The organism is Gracilibacillus suaedae, from assembly GCF_017599345.1.
Taxonomy (GTDB): Bacteria; Bacillota; Bacilli; order Bacillales; family Amphibacillaceae; genus Gracilibacillus; species Gracilibacillus suaedae.
This window is the reverse complement of sequence record NZ_JAGFVL010000062.1, coordinates 287,319-307,308: the sequence shown is the minus strand read 5'-3', so window position 1 is coordinate 307,308 and position 19,990 is coordinate 287,319. Positions and strand designations below refer to the sequence as shown.

The window sequence follows — 19,990 nt, the reverse complement described above, 5'->3', positions numbered from 1 at the left end:
TTCCTCCCTTGCAGTGTGGTTTTTCGGACGATTAGCACCGTGATAAAATTTACTTTCCCCAAACAGATCATTCACCCTTGACACCACTTAACGCAATACTTTGAATAATGTACCTTTGTAAGAAGAGATACAATACAACAATTGGCAAGATACTAACGGTAGCAAGTGCCATCGTTAATCCACCTAGGCTTGTCCCGTTTTCTAGAGAGAAGCTTGCGAGATATAACGGAACCGTATGGAGATCTTGATTATTTAATACAACTAACGGCCACATGAAATCATTCCAGCTCCAAATAAAAGAAAGAATAACCATTGTTGCTGCAATAGGACCAGCTAGTGGTAAATACACGGTGAAAAATATTCTAAACTCTCCAGCTCCATCAATTTGTGCTGCTTCACGCAGCGTACCAGGCAATTGATCAAAAAATTGTTTACAAAGAAAGATCAACATACCATTAATAACTGTAGGCAAAATGAGTGGCCAAAACGAATTCAACAAGCCAACACTATTAAACAACGTGTACAGCGGAATGAGTCGCGGTTCCATTGGGATCATTAGCGTACACAATACTAAAACGAAAAGAAGTCGTTTATATTTAAAAGTACCTTTTGAAAAGGCATATCCGGCTAATAATGAGGCCGACACTTGCAAAAATACTGAACAAGTCGTCACAATACCAGAGTTAATATAAGATTGAATCAGCCTACCATTCTCAAAAACAATCCCATAATTAAAATTTGATATGGTTTCCGGTATTAGTCGTGGCGGGAATGGCATCGTAATATTAGCTGTTCGATCAAAGCCAACACTTACCATCCAAATAAATGGCATCATCAGCAATATCCCAAACACCAGCAAGACAATAAACTTTACGACGTTCGATATTCTTTCACTCATTCTCTGATCCATGCTCCCCCTCCTTCTTCTAAAACACTATAATTGCATCTTCGAAACTTTCAGGTTAATGAAAGTAAATATTAAAATAATGATAAACATAATGTACGTTGCCGCCGAGGCTATTCCGAATTCAAATCCTGTAAAACCTCTTTCATAGATAAAAGCCCCCATTGTTTGGATCGACCTTGCTGGACTACCATTTGGTCCACCCAATACATACACTTCGTTAAATCGTTGCAAGCTCCCGATCCAACCAGTAATTAGTAAAAAGGCAAACGTGCCAGACATGTTGGGTATTGTAATAAATAACCATTGTTGAAGTCCGCTAGCCCCATCAATTTTAGCTGCTTCATACATTTCCGGGGAAATAGCTTGTAAATTAGCTAGACAAATAATGATGACAAAACCAATCCAATGCCAGACTGCTAGTAAAATGACGCCCCATTTGGAAGTAGATGGATCAGAAAACCATGTAGATGTAGGTAAGCCAATCGCATCTAGTGCATAATTGACAACGCCCATTTCAGGATGTAGTACAAATTGGAAAATCATAGCTGCTGCAACGATAGATGTTACATTCGGTAAAAAATAAACTACTTTGAAGAAATTTTGACCATGTTTAATAGAATTGATTAAGGAAGCAAAAATAAACCCTAGTGGAATTGTTAAAAAAATTTGAAAGAACCCAATAAAAAATGTGTTCCATACCGTATTCCAAAAAGTCTTAGATGTTAAGACCATTTGAAAGTTACTTAAACCGGTAAACGTTTCAATCGTTCCGTTTGATCTAAAGAAACTCAAACGAAATGACTCCACAATCGGATAGACCATAAATAACAAAATACCTATAAAACTAGGTAACAAAAACATATACCAAGTCAATGCTGCTTTTCTTCTTTTACTTTTGATTGTTTCTAGATCGTCATTAATGTTCAACGTATCCTCTATGCCATTCTCATTAAGGCTAACCTTGCCTTTAACCATTTATCCCCCTCCTTCTCACTGATATGATAACGTTTACATTTTAATAAAACTGACTGTTTCAACATATTACAATTACACTTATAAGAAATGATTAATGAATGTATGATGATCATTATCATCTCGATTTCGGTAATCAGTTGGTGTAATTTGATAATGTTTACGGAATTTTCTACTAAAATGAGAAGCACTTTCGAACCCTGATTCTAATGCAATATCAAGAATCGACTTTTCCGGATGCATTTCCAGTAAGTACTTAGATCGTAATAACCTACGTTGCATCATGTACTGCATTACTGTCACACCAGTAACGTCTTTAAAGATTCGCGCCATATAATATTTGCTTATATGCAATTGCTCCGCTATTTCATCTAACGTTAAATTTTGATGATAATGATAGTCAATCCAAGTAATAATTTTAGTAACATGCTTCATCTTGCTCGTATTACCTATTGGTGTGCTTGTTAATTTAGATTTACTTAAATCATAGATAATAAATAACAACTCAATCAATAAAGTCGTAGTTTCACCTTTTAGCATCCGCTTCTCTATTGACTGTTTCGCTGAATTTTTCAAATTTAATTGCTTTAAATAGAGTTTTTGCAGCAATGACTGAATTTCCTCAAATTTCTGTGGCTCAATATCACGCAATAATATATTACCTAGTTGATCGAAAGGAGTTAATATTTCAGGAACATTTAATTGATGAATAATTGACCTCATCCATTCAGGAGAAAATTCAATGACCGTCCTTTCATATGGCTTGCCCTCTGAAGGTGTCGGGCCATGTAATGCGGATCCATTCATCACGATAATATCGTTCTCATGTAACTGAATGACATGATCATTAATCAAATATTTACAGTCTCCCTTATGAAACATATAAATTTCAAAATAATCATGTGAATGAACAAAAAAATCACTTTTACGAAAATCTACATCTATATTCCTGTAGTAGAAATATAAATTTTCAATTGATTTATTCATCCTTGTCACTCCTAAAATAATTTTTTAATAATGAATAACTGTCCACTGCTTCTTCTTCAAAATTTCTCCATTCACATTCAATCGATACCCGCCGACAATAATTCGCATCTTTCAAATAATTCACAAATGTTTCATAAGGATAGGTTCCTGTTCCAGGTGCCAACCGATAAGAGTCAGCTACATGAATATGACCTAAAAATGGACCAGCATCCACAAGATGGTGTAATGGCTCATGTTCTTCTTCCATATGATAAAAATCAGCTAACACCCGAATTGTTCGATGATTTACTTTTTTAGCTAACTCCAATGCTTCTGGAACACTATTAATGATGTTACTTTCTTTTGTATTTAATGGCTCAATCACAATCGTTATATCATGTTTTTCTGCATATTCTGCTGCCATAAGCAAAAACTGAATTAACTGTTTTTCTGCTTCTATTTTGAAGAAATGTTCAGGATATGATCTGGCCTCACCACTGCCAAAAACAATTGTATCTGCACCGATTTCTCTCACCCGAGGTATGGCTTTTGCTAGATATGTCCCAATTGCAGCTTCATCTATATCGTTTCCTGTAATCTGTAGGTGACCTGGTAAAAAGACATTGCACACTTCTATCGGTAAGTGACTAGCTTGATACTTTTTACGAATTGCTTCATAATCTTCATCCTTGTCTGGGACAAGAGAGACTACCGTACATTCCAGAAAATCAAAACCTGCTTGACCCACATTATCAACCTGATCGATGCTCATGCAACATCCTATTTTCATAATCTCCCCCTATAGCCTGCTTTTAAGCCAGCCCATATTGTATTTTAATATTTCTTTTGTATTCTTCTTTCCACTAAAATCTTCTAAACCAATATACCCTTCATAATGAACAGCTCTCAAATCGTCTATCACTTGCTCCCAATCTACAATGCCTCTGTCAACAAGCTCCCAAACAACCTTCCACTTTTTGCTTGATGAATCTTGCACCCATTTGGCATTCTTCACATGAACATGCGCTAAATATGGTCCTAGTAATTCCATGCCCATACGATGATTTTCATATCCTTCATGGACCATATTGCCAGGATCATATAACACACCAATTGCTTCTGGATCAAGATCTTCAACTAGTCGATAAGCAGCACTTGCACTTGCTGCAATTGTGTGATGATGTGTTTCCACAAGCCCTTTCACACCATAGCTTCTACACAATACTTCACACTCCTTTAGATAGCGTTTACATTTATTGAACAAAGTATGGAAATTCTCTGAACGATTATATTTGGGTACTCCTAGTCGAATAAAACTTGCACCAAACGCTCTCGCAACTTTAAGAACTTGCTCTGTCCCTTCTAAATCACCTGCTGTTAGATAAGGAGTAACACTCACGGTTTCAATATTTGCTGCTTCACCTTTTGTTTTTAACTGTTTGATTGCTTCTTCTGAAATGTCTGGAGTGAGCGTACATTTGTTATTCCCCCAAAAACTAATAGGTTCTTTCGTTAATTCTGACGGAATTTCTTTATAACGCCACTCAACACCATCAAAGCCTTGTAGTTTTAACTCATCCATTAACTCTTCTGGTTCAAGATCCGGTGCCATTACTGTAAAAACAGATAACTTCATGATTAATCACCCTTAGTTTATGAATATTAACATGCTTCTTTACTAAATTCGTATACTAATCATAACACTTACCTTTTCATCCTTCTATAATATGATTGATTGCTTTTTGTCTGAAATTGCTTTTTAATATCGTGATCAAGTGAGAATATTTCCTTGCAACACAAGTCATTTCAACAGCATGTGGTATTAAAAAAAGAAAATGAACGACAATTTTAATCAAGAAGATGTATCTTCACTAAAAAAAGAGCTAGACTACTGATAAGTAAGATTGGAAAGGACATGATTAGATTGAAGAAAATTACCATTATTGGAGGATCAGGTACAGTTGGTGATATCCTTGTTGAAGGGCTACAGCATAGCTATGATATTCTAGTTTTGGACAAACATATTCAGAATAATACAGCAACAAATCACTACGTGGATGCTACTCATTTTGACGAGCTCCATTCTACAATCCCCAAGGATACAGATGTTATCGTTAACTTGCTCCGAATAGATACCGCTCATGCCATTGAACCCGTTGAAGTGTTTGACCAAATGACAGACGTTTTTTTTAAAGCAACCTATTATATTCTGTTAATTGCAAAAGAATTCCGGATACCCAAGGTCATTTTTGCTAGTAGTAATCATGTTACGGATTATTATGAGGAAAATGGCTACTCTAAACTACAGCGTGAGATCACAACGAATGATTACCCATACCCTAAGGGATTATATGGTGTATTGAAAATTGCTTCGGAACAAGCTGGTTTTGTTTTTTCTCTGCATTCCGATTTATCTATTATTAATATTAGGATTGGCTCTGTCCCATCCGATAATGAAAAAAATGCTTTAAAACAAAATGATCGTTTAACACGAACCTTGTTATCAAGAGAGGATCTTGTCAAACTTTTTTCGGCTGCCATTGAAGCAAAAGTGAAATTTGGTACTTATTACGGAGTATCCAATAATCCTGACAAACCTTGGGATATATCCAACGCTATAGAAGAGCTTGGATATTCGCCAAAAAAGAAGACATAAATAATAGAAGAAGAATAAAGTGAGACTATGATCAAGGTGTTAGCGTTTGTTTTCTCCATTTAGCTTCTTTGTGTACTTGAAGCTTGAAGTGGGGAAAACAGACAGTTAGCGATAGTTCCAAATAACCCGCTTATGAGTATAAGGGTTATCCCCTTTATATTTAAATGTCGTTCTTTGATATTTAATCCTAAATACCTATAACAAACAGCGGATTTAGGCATTTACAACCAACAATGCTTTTCCGGTTGTATTCAGAGTTGAAACTATATTACTCTTTAATGTCTATTAATGTCGAAAGTATGGATAAATATGTAATGGCATGGTATTTTATAATTTGTATGCAATTTTTAACTATGACTCTAGCACTTTCATTCTAGGTCTCTATGAATATTTTTTAAAACAATACATTGAGTTATGGATATAAAATTGTAGATTCATTCATTGAGGAGGAACATTTAATGCAGGAAGCAGTACAACAAGAAGAAGTTAAACAGAAGAAAAGCAAATGGATACCAATAGTTGCGGGTGTTGCAATTATACTGATAGCAGGAATTGTAACAGTTCAGGCTTTTCTAAATACTTCTGCTAAAGAAGACTATTTCTTAGCAGAGAAGGACACAATGGAACAATTACAAGAAACGTTCGAATCAAGATTTCAAGAGGAACTTGCATGGAAAGAACATAGCGATGAACATGCTATTGAATCTGTTTATGAAATAACAGGACAGATGAACGATCCAAGCATGGCTGGGATGGGCTTTGACCAAATGATCAACAATGCTAATATTACGGTTGAAGCAGCCTTGGATAAAGAAAACAAAGTGTCATCGACAAATATTTCTGCTGGAATGGCTGGTGTCGAAATAAGCGGAGTTGAAGCATATATTGATAACAATGACTTATATGTTGGTTTGCCATTTTTGGATAATATCCTTCAATTAAATGGTGATGATCTCGGAAGAATCTTACAGGAAATCGATCCTGCTACTTTTTCCGGTGAAGAAAACTTTGATTTCAATACGCTTTTCAATGAAAACCCAATTCCAACAGAAGAGATCGACTACATTAACGAAGAATATGTAGAATATCTATATGATGAACTTCCAGAAGAAGCATTTAAAGCAGTAGAAGAAGAAGTAACGGTAGGCGACAACAGTGTAAATGCCGACAAAATTTCTTTTAGCTTATCTGAAGAAGAAAGCAAATCTCTTCTAAAAAACGTGTTTGATAAAATGGCAGAAGATGAAAGACTAAGAGAAATTATCGTTGATCAAGCTTCTTATATGAGCTTTGCTGATATGGAATTAGCAGAAGATGAAATGGCTACTTTTGAAGAAGAGTTTGTAACAGCTTTGGAAGAAGCATCTACAAATGTAGACGACTTAACACTTTCGAATGGTTTTAATTCTACGATTTGGGTTGAAGATGATATTATTGTCAAAAGAGAGCTATCCTTAACAGTCGAATATGAGGGAGAAACAGCAGCGTTCAACATAGCTGGAACGAATGAGATAACGGACGGAGATCAAGTCATTGACTATGTATTTACAGTAAGTGATGGTTCCTCTGAAGAAACCGTTAATATTCATGCGGATTTAGCTGAAAATGACGGAGAAACCAATGATACGATTACACTTACCGCTTCAGACGTAGCTTTTACTATTGAATCAAATCAAAGTGATCAAGGGGAAGGTGGCAAAAACTTTGAACACAGCCTTTCTTTTGAAGAGCAAGGTTTGCAAATGTTTACTGTTCATTGGCTAGGTGAAGCTCAATACGAAGAAGACCAAATGACCGTAGACCATACCTTCTATGCAGAAGATGGATATACTCTTAATCAAGATGCATTATCCATTTACGTTACAGAAGAAGGTTCAACGATTGATCAGGTAGAGATTCCTAGCCCTGAACAAGTACAGAATTTAAGCGATATGAGCGGAGATGAAATTATCGAATACTTTGAAACGGATGTAGCGAATCAGTTTCAATTATGGATGGGTAATATGATGGGACCTGGTGGTTTCTAATTGATTTTGTAAATAAAGTAGGTGGCATACATGCAATCTCTTAAACATATAGCCTTGTTTACAAAAAATAATCTGATCCAACTTGGGAGGAAGTGGTTATCACTTCCTCTTCTTTTGCTGTCTCCGATTATACTCATCGGACTGTTGGCACTCACTTTGATTTCCATGCTAGATGTGACAAGCACAGATACTATAGAAGTCGGACTTGTCGATCTTGACCAATCAGAAGAAACAGAAATGATTGTCGAATTACTAGAGGAATCTTCGCAACTCGGTAATTATATTGCTATGGAGAAAGTTGAGGAAGAACAAGCTATCGAGGCTATTGAAAACAACCAACTTAGTTCCTATATTATATTTCCAGATCATTTCTTTCAAAAACTAATGGATGGAGAACGGTCTCAACTTTCGATTATTGGTAATCCCCAAAAACCAGTTGAGAGCCAGCTTATTAATGAATTAGTCGAGACTGTCACCAGACATATTCGAGGTTCCCAGGCAAACATTCTGACGATTAATCATTATGCAAAGCAATTAAATATGGATAATGAAGAAAGAAACACCTTATTATTTGAACAATTCACCGATTATTTCTTTTATGTACTAGGGGGCGACCAAGTAGTAAGAGAGGATCAAGTAACAAATAATGCAACTGCTTCGCCAATTCTTTATTTTAGTTTAGCAGGCTGGTTCACTCTAGTAACAATCTGGTTATTTATTATTTATAAGATGTTACACCAAGATAACAGCTTAAGAATGAGACAGCGGATGAAACTCTATGGTGTTACCGATCTCCAGCAAGCCATAGCAAGTAGTGTTGTAACACTTTTAGTAACGGCAGTTTGGGCCGTTCTCTCCTTCGCATTTCTTCCATATTTCTTTGACGAAGTAAACATTACAGGGGAGAACTATATTAGAATTAGTTTGTTACTACTATTACATGGTATCATCTTTTTACAATGTATCATTCTCATAGATTGGTTGATTTCGTCTACCAGATTAACAGTCTTGGTGCAGACATTATTCACGGGAATAATCATCTTATTCAGCGGCGCCATTATTCCCAAAATATATTTTCCTATCTACTTGGAAGATTATTTTTCCATTAGTTTTTCTCATCAATCTTTTTATTGGATGGAACAAATTATCTTAAATGGTCGTTTCTATGCGGAATTACAACCATTGATCTTGACAGCGATTATTGGCGGATTACTACTGGCTATATTTTCATTCGGAAAGGAGCGTGTTCATAAGTGAAAGAAATTATTCACACACGCTTTCTATTACTAAAAAAACAATGGATGAGCCTTAGTTGCTGGATCTTACTTCCAATACTGATCGCCATTGGATTTCTTTCCACCGCCGAAGGTGTACAAGATGATTTCAGTGTTCCAGTCGGAATGGTGTTAGAGGAAGAGTCAGAGTCAGCCTTAACGCTATTGGAAGAAATCAACGACTCCTCCCTTGTTTCTGCTTTCCAACTATCTGAAAGAGAAGCAATACGGAAATTAGAGCAACATGAACTAGATAGTGTATTTATTATTCGACAAGGTTATGAGGACAGTCTACAGAGAGGAAACAGAAGAAACCTATTAGAAAGTTATTATTCAGACCGTTCTTTTGCCTATAATCCTGTAAAAGAGATGATAGTATCGATCATTCAACAAGAAACAGGACGGATTAAAGCGGCCAACACCGTTATTAACTTAGAAACACAATTAAGCAGTGAACAAAATTGGTCGATCGAGGAGATTATTGCAAAGTCTAGAGAAATTCAAAAGGACGAAGATTTATTACATAACCATTTTCGTTATCATGGTGATTCAGACCTGACAGATAGCTCAGGTATCCAGTGGAATCCTTGGATGGTTTGGGCATTTGCAAGCCTGCTAATCACGATCTTCATTTTCGATTGGGTTATCAAAGAAAGAAAAGCAAGTGTCGCTGTTCGCTTTCCGTTTATGAAAATAAAATACCCAACATACATGCTTGTAAATGTATTAGTTTATATGATGGTGCTACTCATTATTGATTTGGTAACCGTGGGTATTTTTTACTTACTTTATCAGGAAACGATCAATATCTTATCACTCGTATCATTTCGGATTATGGTCTGTTTGTTTGCCTTTTTATTTGTAAACATGATAAGGAATGCCTATTTCAGTTATGTTGCCGCCATTATATGGACACTTGTACTGATTGTGATCAGTGGCGCAGTATTACCATTTGGAGGTATCGGGAATATCGGAGGCTGGATCAATCTCTTCAACCCATTATACCGCTTCTTAACTGGCGAATGGACCATTGGTTGGCTCGGCTTTTGTGTCGTTGGTATAGCGATTTGGTATGTACGAGAGGAGAGAAAATATGCTTAAGGTAGAAGGATTAAATAAAAGCTTTCACAAAAAAACCATACTTGGCGATTTATCTTTCAACATCAATCATGGTGAAATAGTAGGGTTAGTTGGTGAAAACGGAGCTGGTAAATCTACGTTGCTGCAAATATTAGCAACAACGATGAAGCCGACTTCGGGAGAAATCCTTTTAGGCCAATGGAATTACCAAAAAGATAAAGCAAAGATACGCAAACAAATTGGCTTTGTTCCACAGGATATTGCTGTTTGGGAACAGCTTACAGTGGAAGAAAATATGATTTTCTTTGAAAAATTATCATGGACAAAGAAATCTAACGCTCAATTAAAGGAAATCTGTCAGGATATGAATCTAGATCGTTGGAAAGATCCTGTGAAGAATTTGTCAGGTGGCATGAAACGGAAGCTCAATTTAGCAATAAGTTTAATTCATGATCCATCCTTATTGTTGCTGGATGAACCGACAGTAGGGATAGATTTAAAGTCTCGTAAAGAAATTGGTACTTATTTACGAAAACAGGCAACTGATCATAACAAAACGATTATTTATACATCACACGATATGGATGAAATACAAGAACTGTGTGATCGAGTAATTACGATTGGCGAAGATTCCTTTTATAAAAACCTATTACAAGAGGCAGAGAAAGAAGTTCTTTCCTTTTAAAACCTGCCTCTTTTTATAAGAATGGTATATTTATGTTGCGTTTTTACTTTTGTTTTTTTCGAGCATATAATACATGAGAAATCGAAAAATGATTGGGAGAAGAATATAAATAGGAAATGAGTAAATCGATTTCCAATAAAATGTTTTATAAATGCCCATTTGGGTTAAAATAGGCTCTGTTACAAATGCAGCTAATATGGCAATACCTACGTTAGCCAGGATAAAATGCTTCCACTTTGGGAAATAGTAATAAGCAATCATATAAGCTACTGGAATAAACGAAAAATTATACGGATTCAACCCTCTGTTTAATTGTGTTAGCTGGTATGAATAAGCCCATGCTCCTGAATTAATTCCTAATTCATCTAACTGACTGGCCAATACAGCTAGTAAAAGACCATATGATAAACACTCGGTTTTCTTTTCCTTTGGAATCACCTTGTACCAGATTATCCACGGAACTATAAATATCAAAAGTAATAGCCACCATTGCCACGTAAATAAATCATGTTCAATCCAATATTGTTTTCTATATTCAGCTAATTTGTACTGTAAATCTAAGATTTCTTCAAAAGATGGATAATTCATGGTTTTCCTCCTATCAGCAATGGCAATTTATTTTTCCTCCGAATCCATACTATATACCATTTACTGAAAAAGCTATTAACATACTTTCATTTGAGCCATTAATAAACCTCTTTTGTCATGATAGCTTTTGAAATTCTGATAAATTTATACTTATAGCCTCTTGGTTTTCCGGATGTGCGTTTTCCATAAAACATCTTTTCACTTCATATTAAAAGGCGTTTCTTCATTGGAAGAAACGCCCTAGCAATCTACTTTTTTGCCATTTACCTATCCATTTTTAAAACTAATTGGGGATAATTACTTGTGCAGTTGATTTAAAATCAGTTTCAATACATCGTCTTGTGACAAATCATTAGTCAGTATCATTTCTCCGTCCACGCCCAGATAATCATTTGGCTTCCACCAGGAACACAAAGATTCTTCTCCAAATTCCTTCTTTTTGGGACTAGAATTGTGACGCTTGACTGTTTCTTTAAAAGGATAAATCAAAATAATAAGTATATGTCTTTTGGTTAAAGAACTCGATTAAGTTATGTAACATTTCACCATAACGATGTTTATACAAGATTCTTTCTACAATAACAAATTCACATTTATCTTTCCCATATTCAGAGATCTGTCGAATCAAATCAACGGAAAGGTTCCCATCTCTATCGTGAACCTTCAGCATTTCACGACGAACTGTATCCTGAGAAACCAAAAGCGTTCCACGCCCCAAATGATTTTGAAGATTTTTGGCAGTCGTTGTTTTTCCACATCTAGAGTTTCCTCGTATAATTATGAGCTTTGATTCCATATTATCCCCCTACACGAATCTACCATTTGCTTTTATTGTTCAACTAAAGCTACCCGTTAGTGGAAGATTATTCTGCTGTTAAAACTCTATCACCCTTGCTATTTGGCTGAGAAGTTACAATAAATTCTAAGTTTTGATTAGTTTTATTAAACATTTGATGTGGAACAAGTGGCGGAACTTCGAAGCCCTCTTGTGAATTTAATTCTATTATAGTTCCATCAACCTCAAGCGTAGCTGTTCCTGATAAGACAAAGAAAAACTGCTGAGAGTGATTATGATAATGTCTTACTTCATATGCATTTGGGGGCATACGCTCATGAATAATACTTAGATCGTTATTTTTAACTAAATACCAGCCATCGCAATTATCGCCCCAAATATAATGTTCTGCATTACTTTTGCTTATTTTCATTGATTGAACTCCTAACTATCTTTTTAAAAAATAATATACCTATGTTCCATTCCCTTATTGAACTCTTCTGCTCCGTTAGTTTAAGTGAACTACATCACAATATAAAATCTCCATCCTAAAATTATACCAGAAGATAATAAATTATTGTTCTGTTTTTAACAATTATAGTAATTATTTCTTATATAGTATTTAGTCTACTACAAATAAAGCAGTGATAACTTACCTCTTTCGCTAAATTGCCACTTAAGTTTAAATATTATTTCAAAATCTTTACTCCCTCTTTTATCATGAATATGAAGTTACCCCCTTTGGACATGTCCAAGGGGGGGTAACTTCATAACTTCATTCGATAATCTTTAAGGAAACGTTTAATTTTGTTCCAAGCCTACACCTTTTTATAGTTACCTACTTATATAACGGCCCATATGTTTGACACGCCCGATAATCCGCTCCTTCCATGTCATTTGTGCCAAACATATTCCATGCACTTGGTCTAAATATTTTTTCTTCCTCAACATTATGCATATTGACTGGAATACGTAGCATGGCAGCAAGTGTAATTAAATCCGCTCCAATATGACCGTAACTCATCGAACAATGGTTAGCACCCCAGTTATTCATCACCGTGTACACATCGCGAAATGCGCCTTCTCCTGTCAGATTCGGAACAAACCAAGTTGTTGGCCATGTTGGGTCTGTACGATTGTTTAATATTTCATGAACGTTATCCGGTAAATCAACGGTATAACCCTCAGCAATTTGTAATACAGGACCTAATCCCTTCACAAGATTTACACGTGCAATGGTGACTGGCATATCCCCTTTTGATTTAAAATTACTCGAAAATCCTCCACCTCTGAAATACTCTGTATTAGCTGGTCGCCATTGTGTTGCTTGCAAGCATTTGTTAACTTCTTCGTCTGTAATCTCCCAGAATGATTTCATGGCAGGTTTACCATCGATTTCCTGCTCACCCGTACCATCTAAGGCTGCAGACCCTGAGTTTAACAAGTGAATAATTCCTTTGCTTGCTCTTCCTTCCAGTTGATGATTCGCCACTCGTTGCACCGCATCAGGACTCCAATACGTTCTTACATCGGCAAAAACTTGAGCAGTATTAGTTAATAAGTGTCCAAATAGCATGGTAACTGCATTTAAGGTGTCGTTTTCTGTCGCTACTATATACGGAGCGCGAATACCATTCCAGTCAAAGGAGGAATTGAGCATCGCCTCCATAAAATCACCATTTGGAAAGTGGTCTGTCCATTGACGTTGACCTTGGAAACCAGATGCAATCGCATTTCGCCCCATTGCTTCTTCTTCATATCCTAATTCTGCTAATTTCGAATTACCTTCCATCAAGTCTCTTGTAATGATAGTCATTTTAATATTCTTCTTTAAATCTTCTTCTTTTTGTTCTGCTGTCCGCTGATTTTCTTCCGCATTTGTATCAGAGCCTATTTTACAATTTTGCTTCACCCAAGCATATGCTTTTTCAAATTCTGTTTTATCATAAATTTCTTCATTGATACGACGGATAAGCTCGCTCATATCGACATATTCATTACGCATACCCAAGTAATCCTGGAAAAAGTCCTCATCTACCATACTGCCTGCAATACCCATAGAAACAGATCCAATAGATAAGTAGGATTTATCTTTGAGCATAGCTACCGCAATACCTGCCTTAGCAAAGCGAAGAATCTTTTCCTGAACATCCTCTGGAATGGTATTGTCATCAATATCTTGAACGTCTCTTCCATAAATACCGAAGGCAGGAATCCCTTTCTGATTATGTGCCGCCAAAACAGCCGCTAAATAAACTGCGCCTGGACGCTCTGTGCCATTAAATCCCCAAACTGCATTCGGCCTTCTCGGGTCCATATCCATTGTTTCAGATCCATAGCACCAACAAGGTGTAACGGTAATCGTCACGCCAACATTTTCTTTATCAAATTTTGCTTTTGCTTGGGCTGCTTCTGCCACACCGCCAATACACGTATCTGCAATAACCGTCTCTACCGGCGCACCATTATTATAGTTCATGCTTTTAGATAACAATTGTGCCACAGCCTTTGCCATGTTCATTGTTTTTTCTTCTAATGACTCGCGTACACCTTTTCTTCGACCATCAATTGTCGGACGAATTCCTATCTTGGGCATATCTCCGAATAATCTTTGTCTTGTCATGTATATTCCTCCTTGTTAAGATGGTGTCTCGTCAACCAACTGTACAAAGCGTTCATAAGCTGATTGCCAGCTTGCTGACTCTTTCGGTTGATAATGTTGGACAGAAAATGAATCTTGGACCATTTCTCTTGCTTGCTTCATGTTTTCTATCTCTCCTAAAGCAATCCATTGGCCAATCGCATTGCCAATGGAACTAGCCTCAACAGGACCTGCAACAACTTCTCGATTTGTCGCATTTGCCGTTAACTGACATAAGTTTTTGTTGCGAATGGCACCGCCTCCCATATGAATGCGCTTTAATTTTTTTGAAGTTAATTTTTCTAATCTATTAATCACCCAATTGTATTTCATTGCTAAACTCTCTAAAATGCATCTAATCATTTCACCTTGCGTTGTCGGGATAGGTTGGGATGTCTCTTGGCAATAGAGTTGAATTTCCATAATCATATTTTCTGGATTAAAGAACCTTGGATCATCTGGGTTAATAACGGAACGAAATGGTTCTGCTTCTTCAAAAAGATAGTTTTCTTTTTCAAAGTCTGTATCGATCCCTTCTCGTTCCCATATGACACGGCACTGTTGCAATAACCACATGCCCATATTATTTTTTTGCAATCGATACTTCCCTTCTATCGTCCCTTCATTGGTAAACCCCCACTGCATTGCCTTATCTTCTGTCACTGGCTGATTAACTGGAACACCGATTAACACCCATGTACCACAGCTCATAAACACGGACTGATCGTCTTCTAACGGAAGTGCTGCTAATGCACATGCCGTATCATGACCTGCTACATGGATTACTTTTACAGGATCGATTTGTAATTCTTTATTAATGGATGGCAATGTATCACCAGCAATTGTTAACGACTGTTTAACAGGGGCCAATAAATCACTGGATATGTCTAACTTCTTTAAAATATCCGTTTCCCACTCTGCTTTTCCTGCTCTCAGCATTTGGGTGGTAGAACTGATGGTAAATTCATTATTTTTTTCCCCACAAAATAAATACGCTAATAGATTCGGTGTTAATAGTAACGTGTCCGCGCTTTCTAATAACTCAGGATTCTCTTGTTTTATCGTATATAATTGAAAAACTGTATTAATTGGCGCTGTCTCCACACCAGTCTGTCTAAATAACTCTTCTGATGTAATATGTTTTAATGCATCCTCCATCCCTCTTGCGTTCTGAGGATTTCGATAACTATAGGGATTTGCTATTAGTTCTCCTGTTTTTGATAGTAAGCCGAAATCAACTCCCCAAGTGTCAATTCCCATACTTTCGACTTTGTCATGACCTTGTTGAACACTCACTTGTATACCCTTCTTCATCTCAGAAAAAATGCTTAAAATATCCCAATAATAATGATTGGTTACGTGGACAGGGTGGTTTGGAAATCGATATATTTCTTCTAAATACATTTTCTCTCCATCAAAGCTATTTAACATTAACCGTCCATTAGAGGCACCTATATCAAATGCCCAGACTTTCTTCATACAACTCCCCCTCTTATGAATCTTCTAATAATTTAGCGCGATATTTTTCACTTGATAAATTACGCAATTCTTGACATTCTTCCTCTGTTAACAATTTCGGATTACCGACCATGCTTGAAATCGTATAAACTTTTGCTGCTTCCTCTGTTAGCTGCATGAAGAAGTAGGCTTCTTTCATTGATTTCCCCACGGTTAACACCCCATGATTCCGCATAACCACCACATCTGTTTCTTCAATTACCTCACCCACAGCATCAGCTAATACGTGTGTTGTCGGAATCATGTAATCTAAATACTTCACATTTCTAATCATTGCTGGAAAATCAGGAAACATGCTCGGTATATCTTTATCAGCAGACGAAACAGCGACAGAATAACTTGGATGAGCATGTAATACGGAATCAATATCTGATCTTCTTCTAAAGCATTCCAGGTGCATCAATAACTCTGAAGACGGTTTCAAATCGGCTAGTACCTCACCTGTTTCAATATGCACTTTCACCCATTGCTCTTCTTCAATTTCCTGCAAATCAAAACCACTTGGCGAAATATACATGTATTCTCCATCTCGCATACTTAAATTACCACCAGCACCTACTACTAACCCTGAATGAACTAATTTTTTCGCATACTCTCCCAATAGCTGTTTAACCGTTATCATGGAACAACCCTCCTATACATAAATTAAGAAATAACACCTTTTTTCAAAATGATGTTGGCATACAATGCTTGCTCAGTTGTTGCTATAATGGCGTACGCTCGCTTAGACCTTTCATAAAAGGCAAAACGTTCTTCATGACCAATTTGCCTTTTTCCCACTTGATGTTTACTTAAAATAGCTTTATATGTTTGCCAAATTTCTGGTGTTGGCTCCTTCTGTTTATCCACTACTTGCATCAACGTAACCGGCTTATCCACGAAAGTATCAATTGGGAATAATTCCAAAGTAGCCTCTAATAAGTCTGGCACATTATGTCCATCACAACGGATTAGCCGATTAGCATAATTTGCAGCGGGAAAGTTACCATCACTTATCACGATCTCATCACCATGACCCATTTCATGAAGCGTTTTCAACAAATCCGGGGATAAGATATTAGGTATTCCTTTTAACATGCATACCACTCCTGCCTATTAATTTTATTCCATCCTCCTTGTCGACTTTCTGATATGAATATCGGGAGGTAATATAATCTTCCTTTCTTGCTCTACATTCTTCTGTTCTACCCTTTCAATTAGAAATTGAATACCAATTCGTCCTAATTCAGACGCTGGCTGAGCAGCGACAGTGAAAAATGGATCAAAATAAACAACTGGCTCTACCTCATCAAAACACACCACCGAAATATCTTCTGGCACCTGTAACCCTAATTCTTTCAATGCTTTCATCACACTAATTGCAATAAAGTTATTCGCAGCAAAAATCGCCGTAGGTCGCTTCTTATCATTCAATTGCATAAGTTGTGCTACAGTACTTTTCGTATTTCCAGCTTGAACACTTTTAAAATCAATTTCAGAAATATAGTTTTCATGTACAGGTAAATCATTAAGCTTCAGTGTTTCCAAATAACCTCTCTGTCGTTCTCTTGCTGTTGAAACATTGGAAGGACCATTGATAAGTGCAATGTTACGGTGTCCATAATCAATTAAATGTTCTACTAGCTTCCGACTCCCCTCATAACTATCACCTAAGACATAGTCTCCCACAAATCCTTCAATCGTTCTGTCAATTAAAACAGCTGGAATATTGTGGTCGCTCAGTCGCTTTATCTGATCTAATGTTTTATCACTTGTCGGAGCAATTAAGACACCATCAACTCTTGCCGAGAGCATCATATCAATATAATTGATTTCTTTTTCAAAATCTTCATCCGTATTACTCATTAATACTCGGTAACCCGTTTCTACAGCAGCATCCTCTGCACCTCTTGCAATTTTGGAGAAAAAAGGGTTAGAGATATCCGTTAAGATCAAACCTAATGTTTTCGTTTGATTGGAGGTTAAGCTTCTTGCTGCAGAGTTAGGCACATACCCTAATTCTTTTATTGCTTTTTCCACTTTTTCCTTTGTAGCCATTCGAATATTGCCAGAATTATTAATGACTCTGGAAACTGTCATCGGAGAAACATTTGCTTTTTTGGCGATATCATAGATTGTTACCATAATTGTTTTACCTCTTTTTAAAGCTTTATTTTTATATAATGATACCGGTATCATTGATTTTATGCAAGTAGTTTTAAAATTTAATTTTTAATCTGTTTTTATTATAATGACAAAACCTTTTATTTTATTACGTTTTACTACAATATATTTATTTAGGTACCTTTTAAACTTTTAAAATAATGATTGACACAATATAACCGCTGTGATAATTTTATGTTACCGGTAACCGAAAGCGCTATCATAAATTGGAGGATGAAATAATGACTGATTCATCAACATTCATTCTAGCTCATGACATTGGTACCAGTGGTGTTAAAGCAACTCTTTTTAATAGCTTTGGTAATCTTTTTGATAGTTACACTACCTATTATCAGACTTATTTCATGGAGAAAAATGAGGTTGAGCAAAACCCTGAATATTGGTGGGAAGCAATATGTCTCGCAACAAAACACTTACTTAATACAAACAAAATAACACCAAGCGAAATTGAGGTTATTACTTTTAGTGGACAAATGATGGGTGTCGTTCCAGTCAATAAAGAAGCCAATCCTATTCGCAAAGCTCTGATTTGGGCAGACATGCGCGCTAGTCAACAGGCATATCATGCATGTGCAGAATTTGGTGAAGACCATTTATACCAATTAACCGGCAATAAAATGACCTCGTCCTATAGCGGAGCTAAAATGGCTTGGTTAAAGAAAAATGAACCTACTTCTTACCACAAAGCGTATAAATTGTTACAGGCTAAAGATTATATAGTTGCAAAATTAACAGGAAACTTCTTAACTGATTTCTCCGATGTTAGCGGTACCAATTTATATGATATTTACAAGAAAGAATGGATGAAAGAGTTGATCCATTTTTGGGGCTTAGATATAGAAAAATTACCTGAAGTAGTATCATCCACTACCATTGCAGGTTATATAAAAGAAGAAATGGCTGATCAAATAGGTTTATTAAGTGGTACTCCTGTAGTGATCGGCGGAGGTGATGGAGCTTGCGCAGCTCTAGGGGCAGGAATTACCCAAATTGGAGATACCTTTAATTATCTAGGGTCTTCATCATGGATTGCTGGTGTTAGCGACACACCTATACTGGACAAACAAAAAAGAACCTTTAATTTTATCCACCTAGATCATGCTAAATATTTGCCGATGGGTACGATGCAAGCTGCTGGTAGCCTGATAGATTGGGTAATATCTCAATGGTACAAAGAATTGGCCGCGGAAAATAAGGCATATGAGATAATGAATCAAGAGATTTCTGAATCCACAATTGGAGCAAAGAATCTTGTTTTTCTCCCTTATCTACTGGGGGAAAGATCCCCATGGTGGAATGCTGATATAAAAGCATCGATACTCGGATTAACAGCAGAACATCAACGTGGAGATATCGCACGAGCGGCTATGGAGGGGATATCATTTAACTTAAGCCTTATTTATGACGCTTTTATTGAAAGCGGTTTAAAAATGGATAACATGTGGCTTTTCGGCGGAGGTGCTAACAGCCAAATGTGGCGGCAAATGCTATCTGACTTGTACAATATCCCACTTACGATTCCTCATGATGTAAGTGCAATAACATCTAAAGGAGCTGCAATGGTAGGAGGGATTGGAATAGGTTTAATTGGCGGATTTAATGAAGCAAAAAAATGGAGTAATCAAGATTTTGTTGTTCACCCCAATCCTGAAACAAAGCAAGCATATGATATTGCCAAAAATCAATTTATCCAAGCATTTCACGCAACCAAAGAACTCTTTTAAAGGAGGAGAGCCCC

The 19,990-nt window shown here is 36.5% G+C and carries 18 protein-coding genes and 1 pseudogene; 6 read left to right on the top strand and 13 right to left on the bottom strand.

Features of this window, described 5'->3' with window-relative positions:
* Positions 1–67: 67 nt before the first annotated feature.
* The 5 genes from J5J03_RS19995 to J5J03_RS19975 form a co-directional block, all read right to left on the bottom strand.
* The gene (locus J5J03_RS19995) at positions 68–910 is read right to left on the bottom strand and encodes a carbohydrate ABC transporter permease (protein ID WP_208592134.1); all 843 of its coding nucleotides are present in this window, start codon (positions 908–910) and stop codon (positions 68–70) included.
* A 24-nt stretch (positions 911–934) separates the two neighbouring features.
* Positions 935–1,882, bottom strand: a complete 948-nt coding sequence (locus tag J5J03_RS19990) for a carbohydrate ABC transporter permease (protein ID WP_208592133.1) — start codon at positions 1,880–1,882, stop codon at positions 935–937.
* A gap of 78 nt (positions 1,883–1,960) precedes the next feature.
* A complete protein-coding gene (locus J5J03_RS19985) occupies positions 1,961–2,866 on the bottom strand; it encodes an AraC family transcriptional regulator (RefSeq protein ID WP_208592132.1) in 906 nt (301 codons plus the stop codon).
* Entirely contained in the window at positions 2,859–3,635 is a 777-nt protein-coding gene (locus J5J03_RS19980; protein WP_208592131.1) for a sugar phosphate isomerase/epimerase family protein, read from the bottom strand. Before J5J03_RS19980 ends, J5J03_RS19985 begins: the two co-directional genes overlap by 8 nt.
* Before the next feature lie 9 nt (positions 3,636–3,644).
* On the bottom strand, positions 3,645–4,481 hold the full coding sequence (locus tag J5J03_RS19975) for a sugar phosphate isomerase/epimerase family protein (RefSeq protein WP_208592130.1): 837 nt from the start codon (positions 4,479–4,481) through the stop codon (positions 3,645–3,647).
* 288 nt (positions 4,482–4,769) lie between these two features.
* On the opposite strand from J5J03_RS19975, the gene J5J03_RS19970 reads away from it, so the two are divergent.
* The 5 genes from J5J03_RS19970 (at position 4,770) to J5J03_RS19950 (ending at position 10,567) form a co-directional block, all read left to right on the top strand.
* Entirely contained in the window at positions 4,770–5,501 is a 732-nt protein-coding gene (locus J5J03_RS19970; RefSeq protein ID WP_208592129.1) for an NAD-dependent epimerase/dehydratase family protein, read from the top strand.
* A gap of 458 nt (positions 5,502–5,959) precedes the next feature.
* On the top strand, positions 5,960–7,528 hold the full coding sequence (locus tag J5J03_RS19965) for a DUF6583 family protein (protein ID WP_208592128.1): 1,569 nt from the start codon (positions 5,960–5,962) through the stop codon (positions 7,526–7,528).
* 30 nt (positions 7,529–7,558) lie between these two features.
* Positions 7,559–8,785 carry an ABC transporter permease gene (locus J5J03_RS19960; protein ID WP_208592127.1) on the top strand — a complete coding sequence of 409 codons (1,227 nt, stop codon included), beginning with the start codon at positions 7,559–7,561 and terminating at the stop codon, positions 8,783–8,785.
* On the top strand, positions 8,782–9,903 hold the full coding sequence (locus J5J03_RS19955; RefSeq protein WP_208592126.1) for an ABC transporter permease: 1,122 nt from the start codon (positions 8,782–8,784) through the stop codon (positions 9,901–9,903). Before J5J03_RS19960 ends, J5J03_RS19955 begins: the two co-directional genes overlap by 4 nt.
* On the top strand, positions 9,896–10,567 hold the full coding sequence (locus J5J03_RS19950; RefSeq protein WP_208592125.1) for an ABC transporter ATP-binding protein: 672 nt from the start codon (positions 9,896–9,898) through the stop codon (positions 10,565–10,567). The genes J5J03_RS19955 and J5J03_RS19950 overlap by 8 nt, the downstream gene beginning before the upstream one ends.
* A gap of 30 nt (positions 10,568–10,597) precedes the next feature.
* On the opposite strand, the gene J5J03_RS19945 is transcribed toward J5J03_RS19950, so the two are convergent.
* From J5J03_RS19945 to J5J03_RS19910, 8 genes and pseudogenes are all read right to left on the bottom strand, one after another.
* Positions 10,598–11,155 (bottom strand): CBO0543 family protein, encoded by a 558-nt coding sequence (locus J5J03_RS19945; protein ID WP_208592124.1) that lies wholly within the window; start codon positions 11,153–11,155, stop codon positions 10,598–10,600.
* Positions 11,156–11,452: 297 nt separating this feature from the next.
* Positions 11,453–11,951, bottom strand: a pseudogene (locus tag J5J03_RS19940) (kinase).
* A gap of 67 nt (positions 11,952–12,018) precedes the next feature.
* Positions 12,019–12,363, bottom strand: coding sequence for a cupin domain-containing protein (locus J5J03_RS19935; RefSeq protein WP_208592123.1), 345 nt, complete (start codon positions 12,361–12,363; stop codon positions 12,019–12,021).
* A 405-nt stretch (positions 12,364–12,768) separates the two neighbouring features.
* Positions 12,769–14,553, bottom strand: coding sequence for an L-fucose isomerase (locus tag J5J03_RS19930; RefSeq protein ID WP_208592122.1), 1,785 nt, complete (start codon positions 14,551–14,553; stop codon positions 12,769–12,771).
* 15 nt (positions 14,554–14,568) lie between these two features.
* Entirely contained in the window at positions 14,569–16,050 is a 1,482-nt protein-coding gene (locus J5J03_RS19925; RefSeq protein WP_208592121.1) for a rhamnulokinase, read from the bottom strand.
* A 13-nt stretch (positions 16,051–16,063) separates the two neighbouring features.
* Positions 16,064–16,711 carry a class II aldolase/adducin family protein gene (locus J5J03_RS19920; RefSeq protein WP_208592120.1) on the bottom strand — a complete coding sequence of 216 codons (648 nt, stop codon included), beginning with the start codon at positions 16,709–16,711 and terminating at the stop codon, positions 16,064–16,066.
* Between the two features lie 23 nt (positions 16,712–16,734).
* Complete coding sequence (locus J5J03_RS19915) at positions 16,735–17,166, bottom strand: RbsD/FucU family protein (RefSeq protein ID WP_208592119.1); 432 nt, start codon at positions 17,164–17,166, stop codon at positions 16,735–16,737.
* Between the two features lie 24 nt (positions 17,167–17,190).
* Positions 17,191–18,213 carry a LacI family DNA-binding transcriptional regulator gene (locus tag J5J03_RS19910; RefSeq protein ID WP_208592118.1) on the bottom strand — a complete coding sequence of 341 codons (1,023 nt, stop codon included), beginning with the start codon at positions 18,211–18,213 and terminating at the stop codon, positions 17,191–17,193.
* A 260-nt stretch (positions 18,214–18,473) separates the two neighbouring features.
* Here J5J03_RS19910 and J5J03_RS19905 point away from each other — a divergent pair, with 260 nt between their 5' ends.
* Complete coding sequence (locus tag J5J03_RS19905; RefSeq protein WP_208592117.1) at positions 18,474–19,976, top strand: xylulokinase; 1,503 nt, start codon at positions 18,474–18,476, stop codon at positions 19,974–19,976.
* Positions 19,977–19,990: the final 14 nt, after the last annotated feature.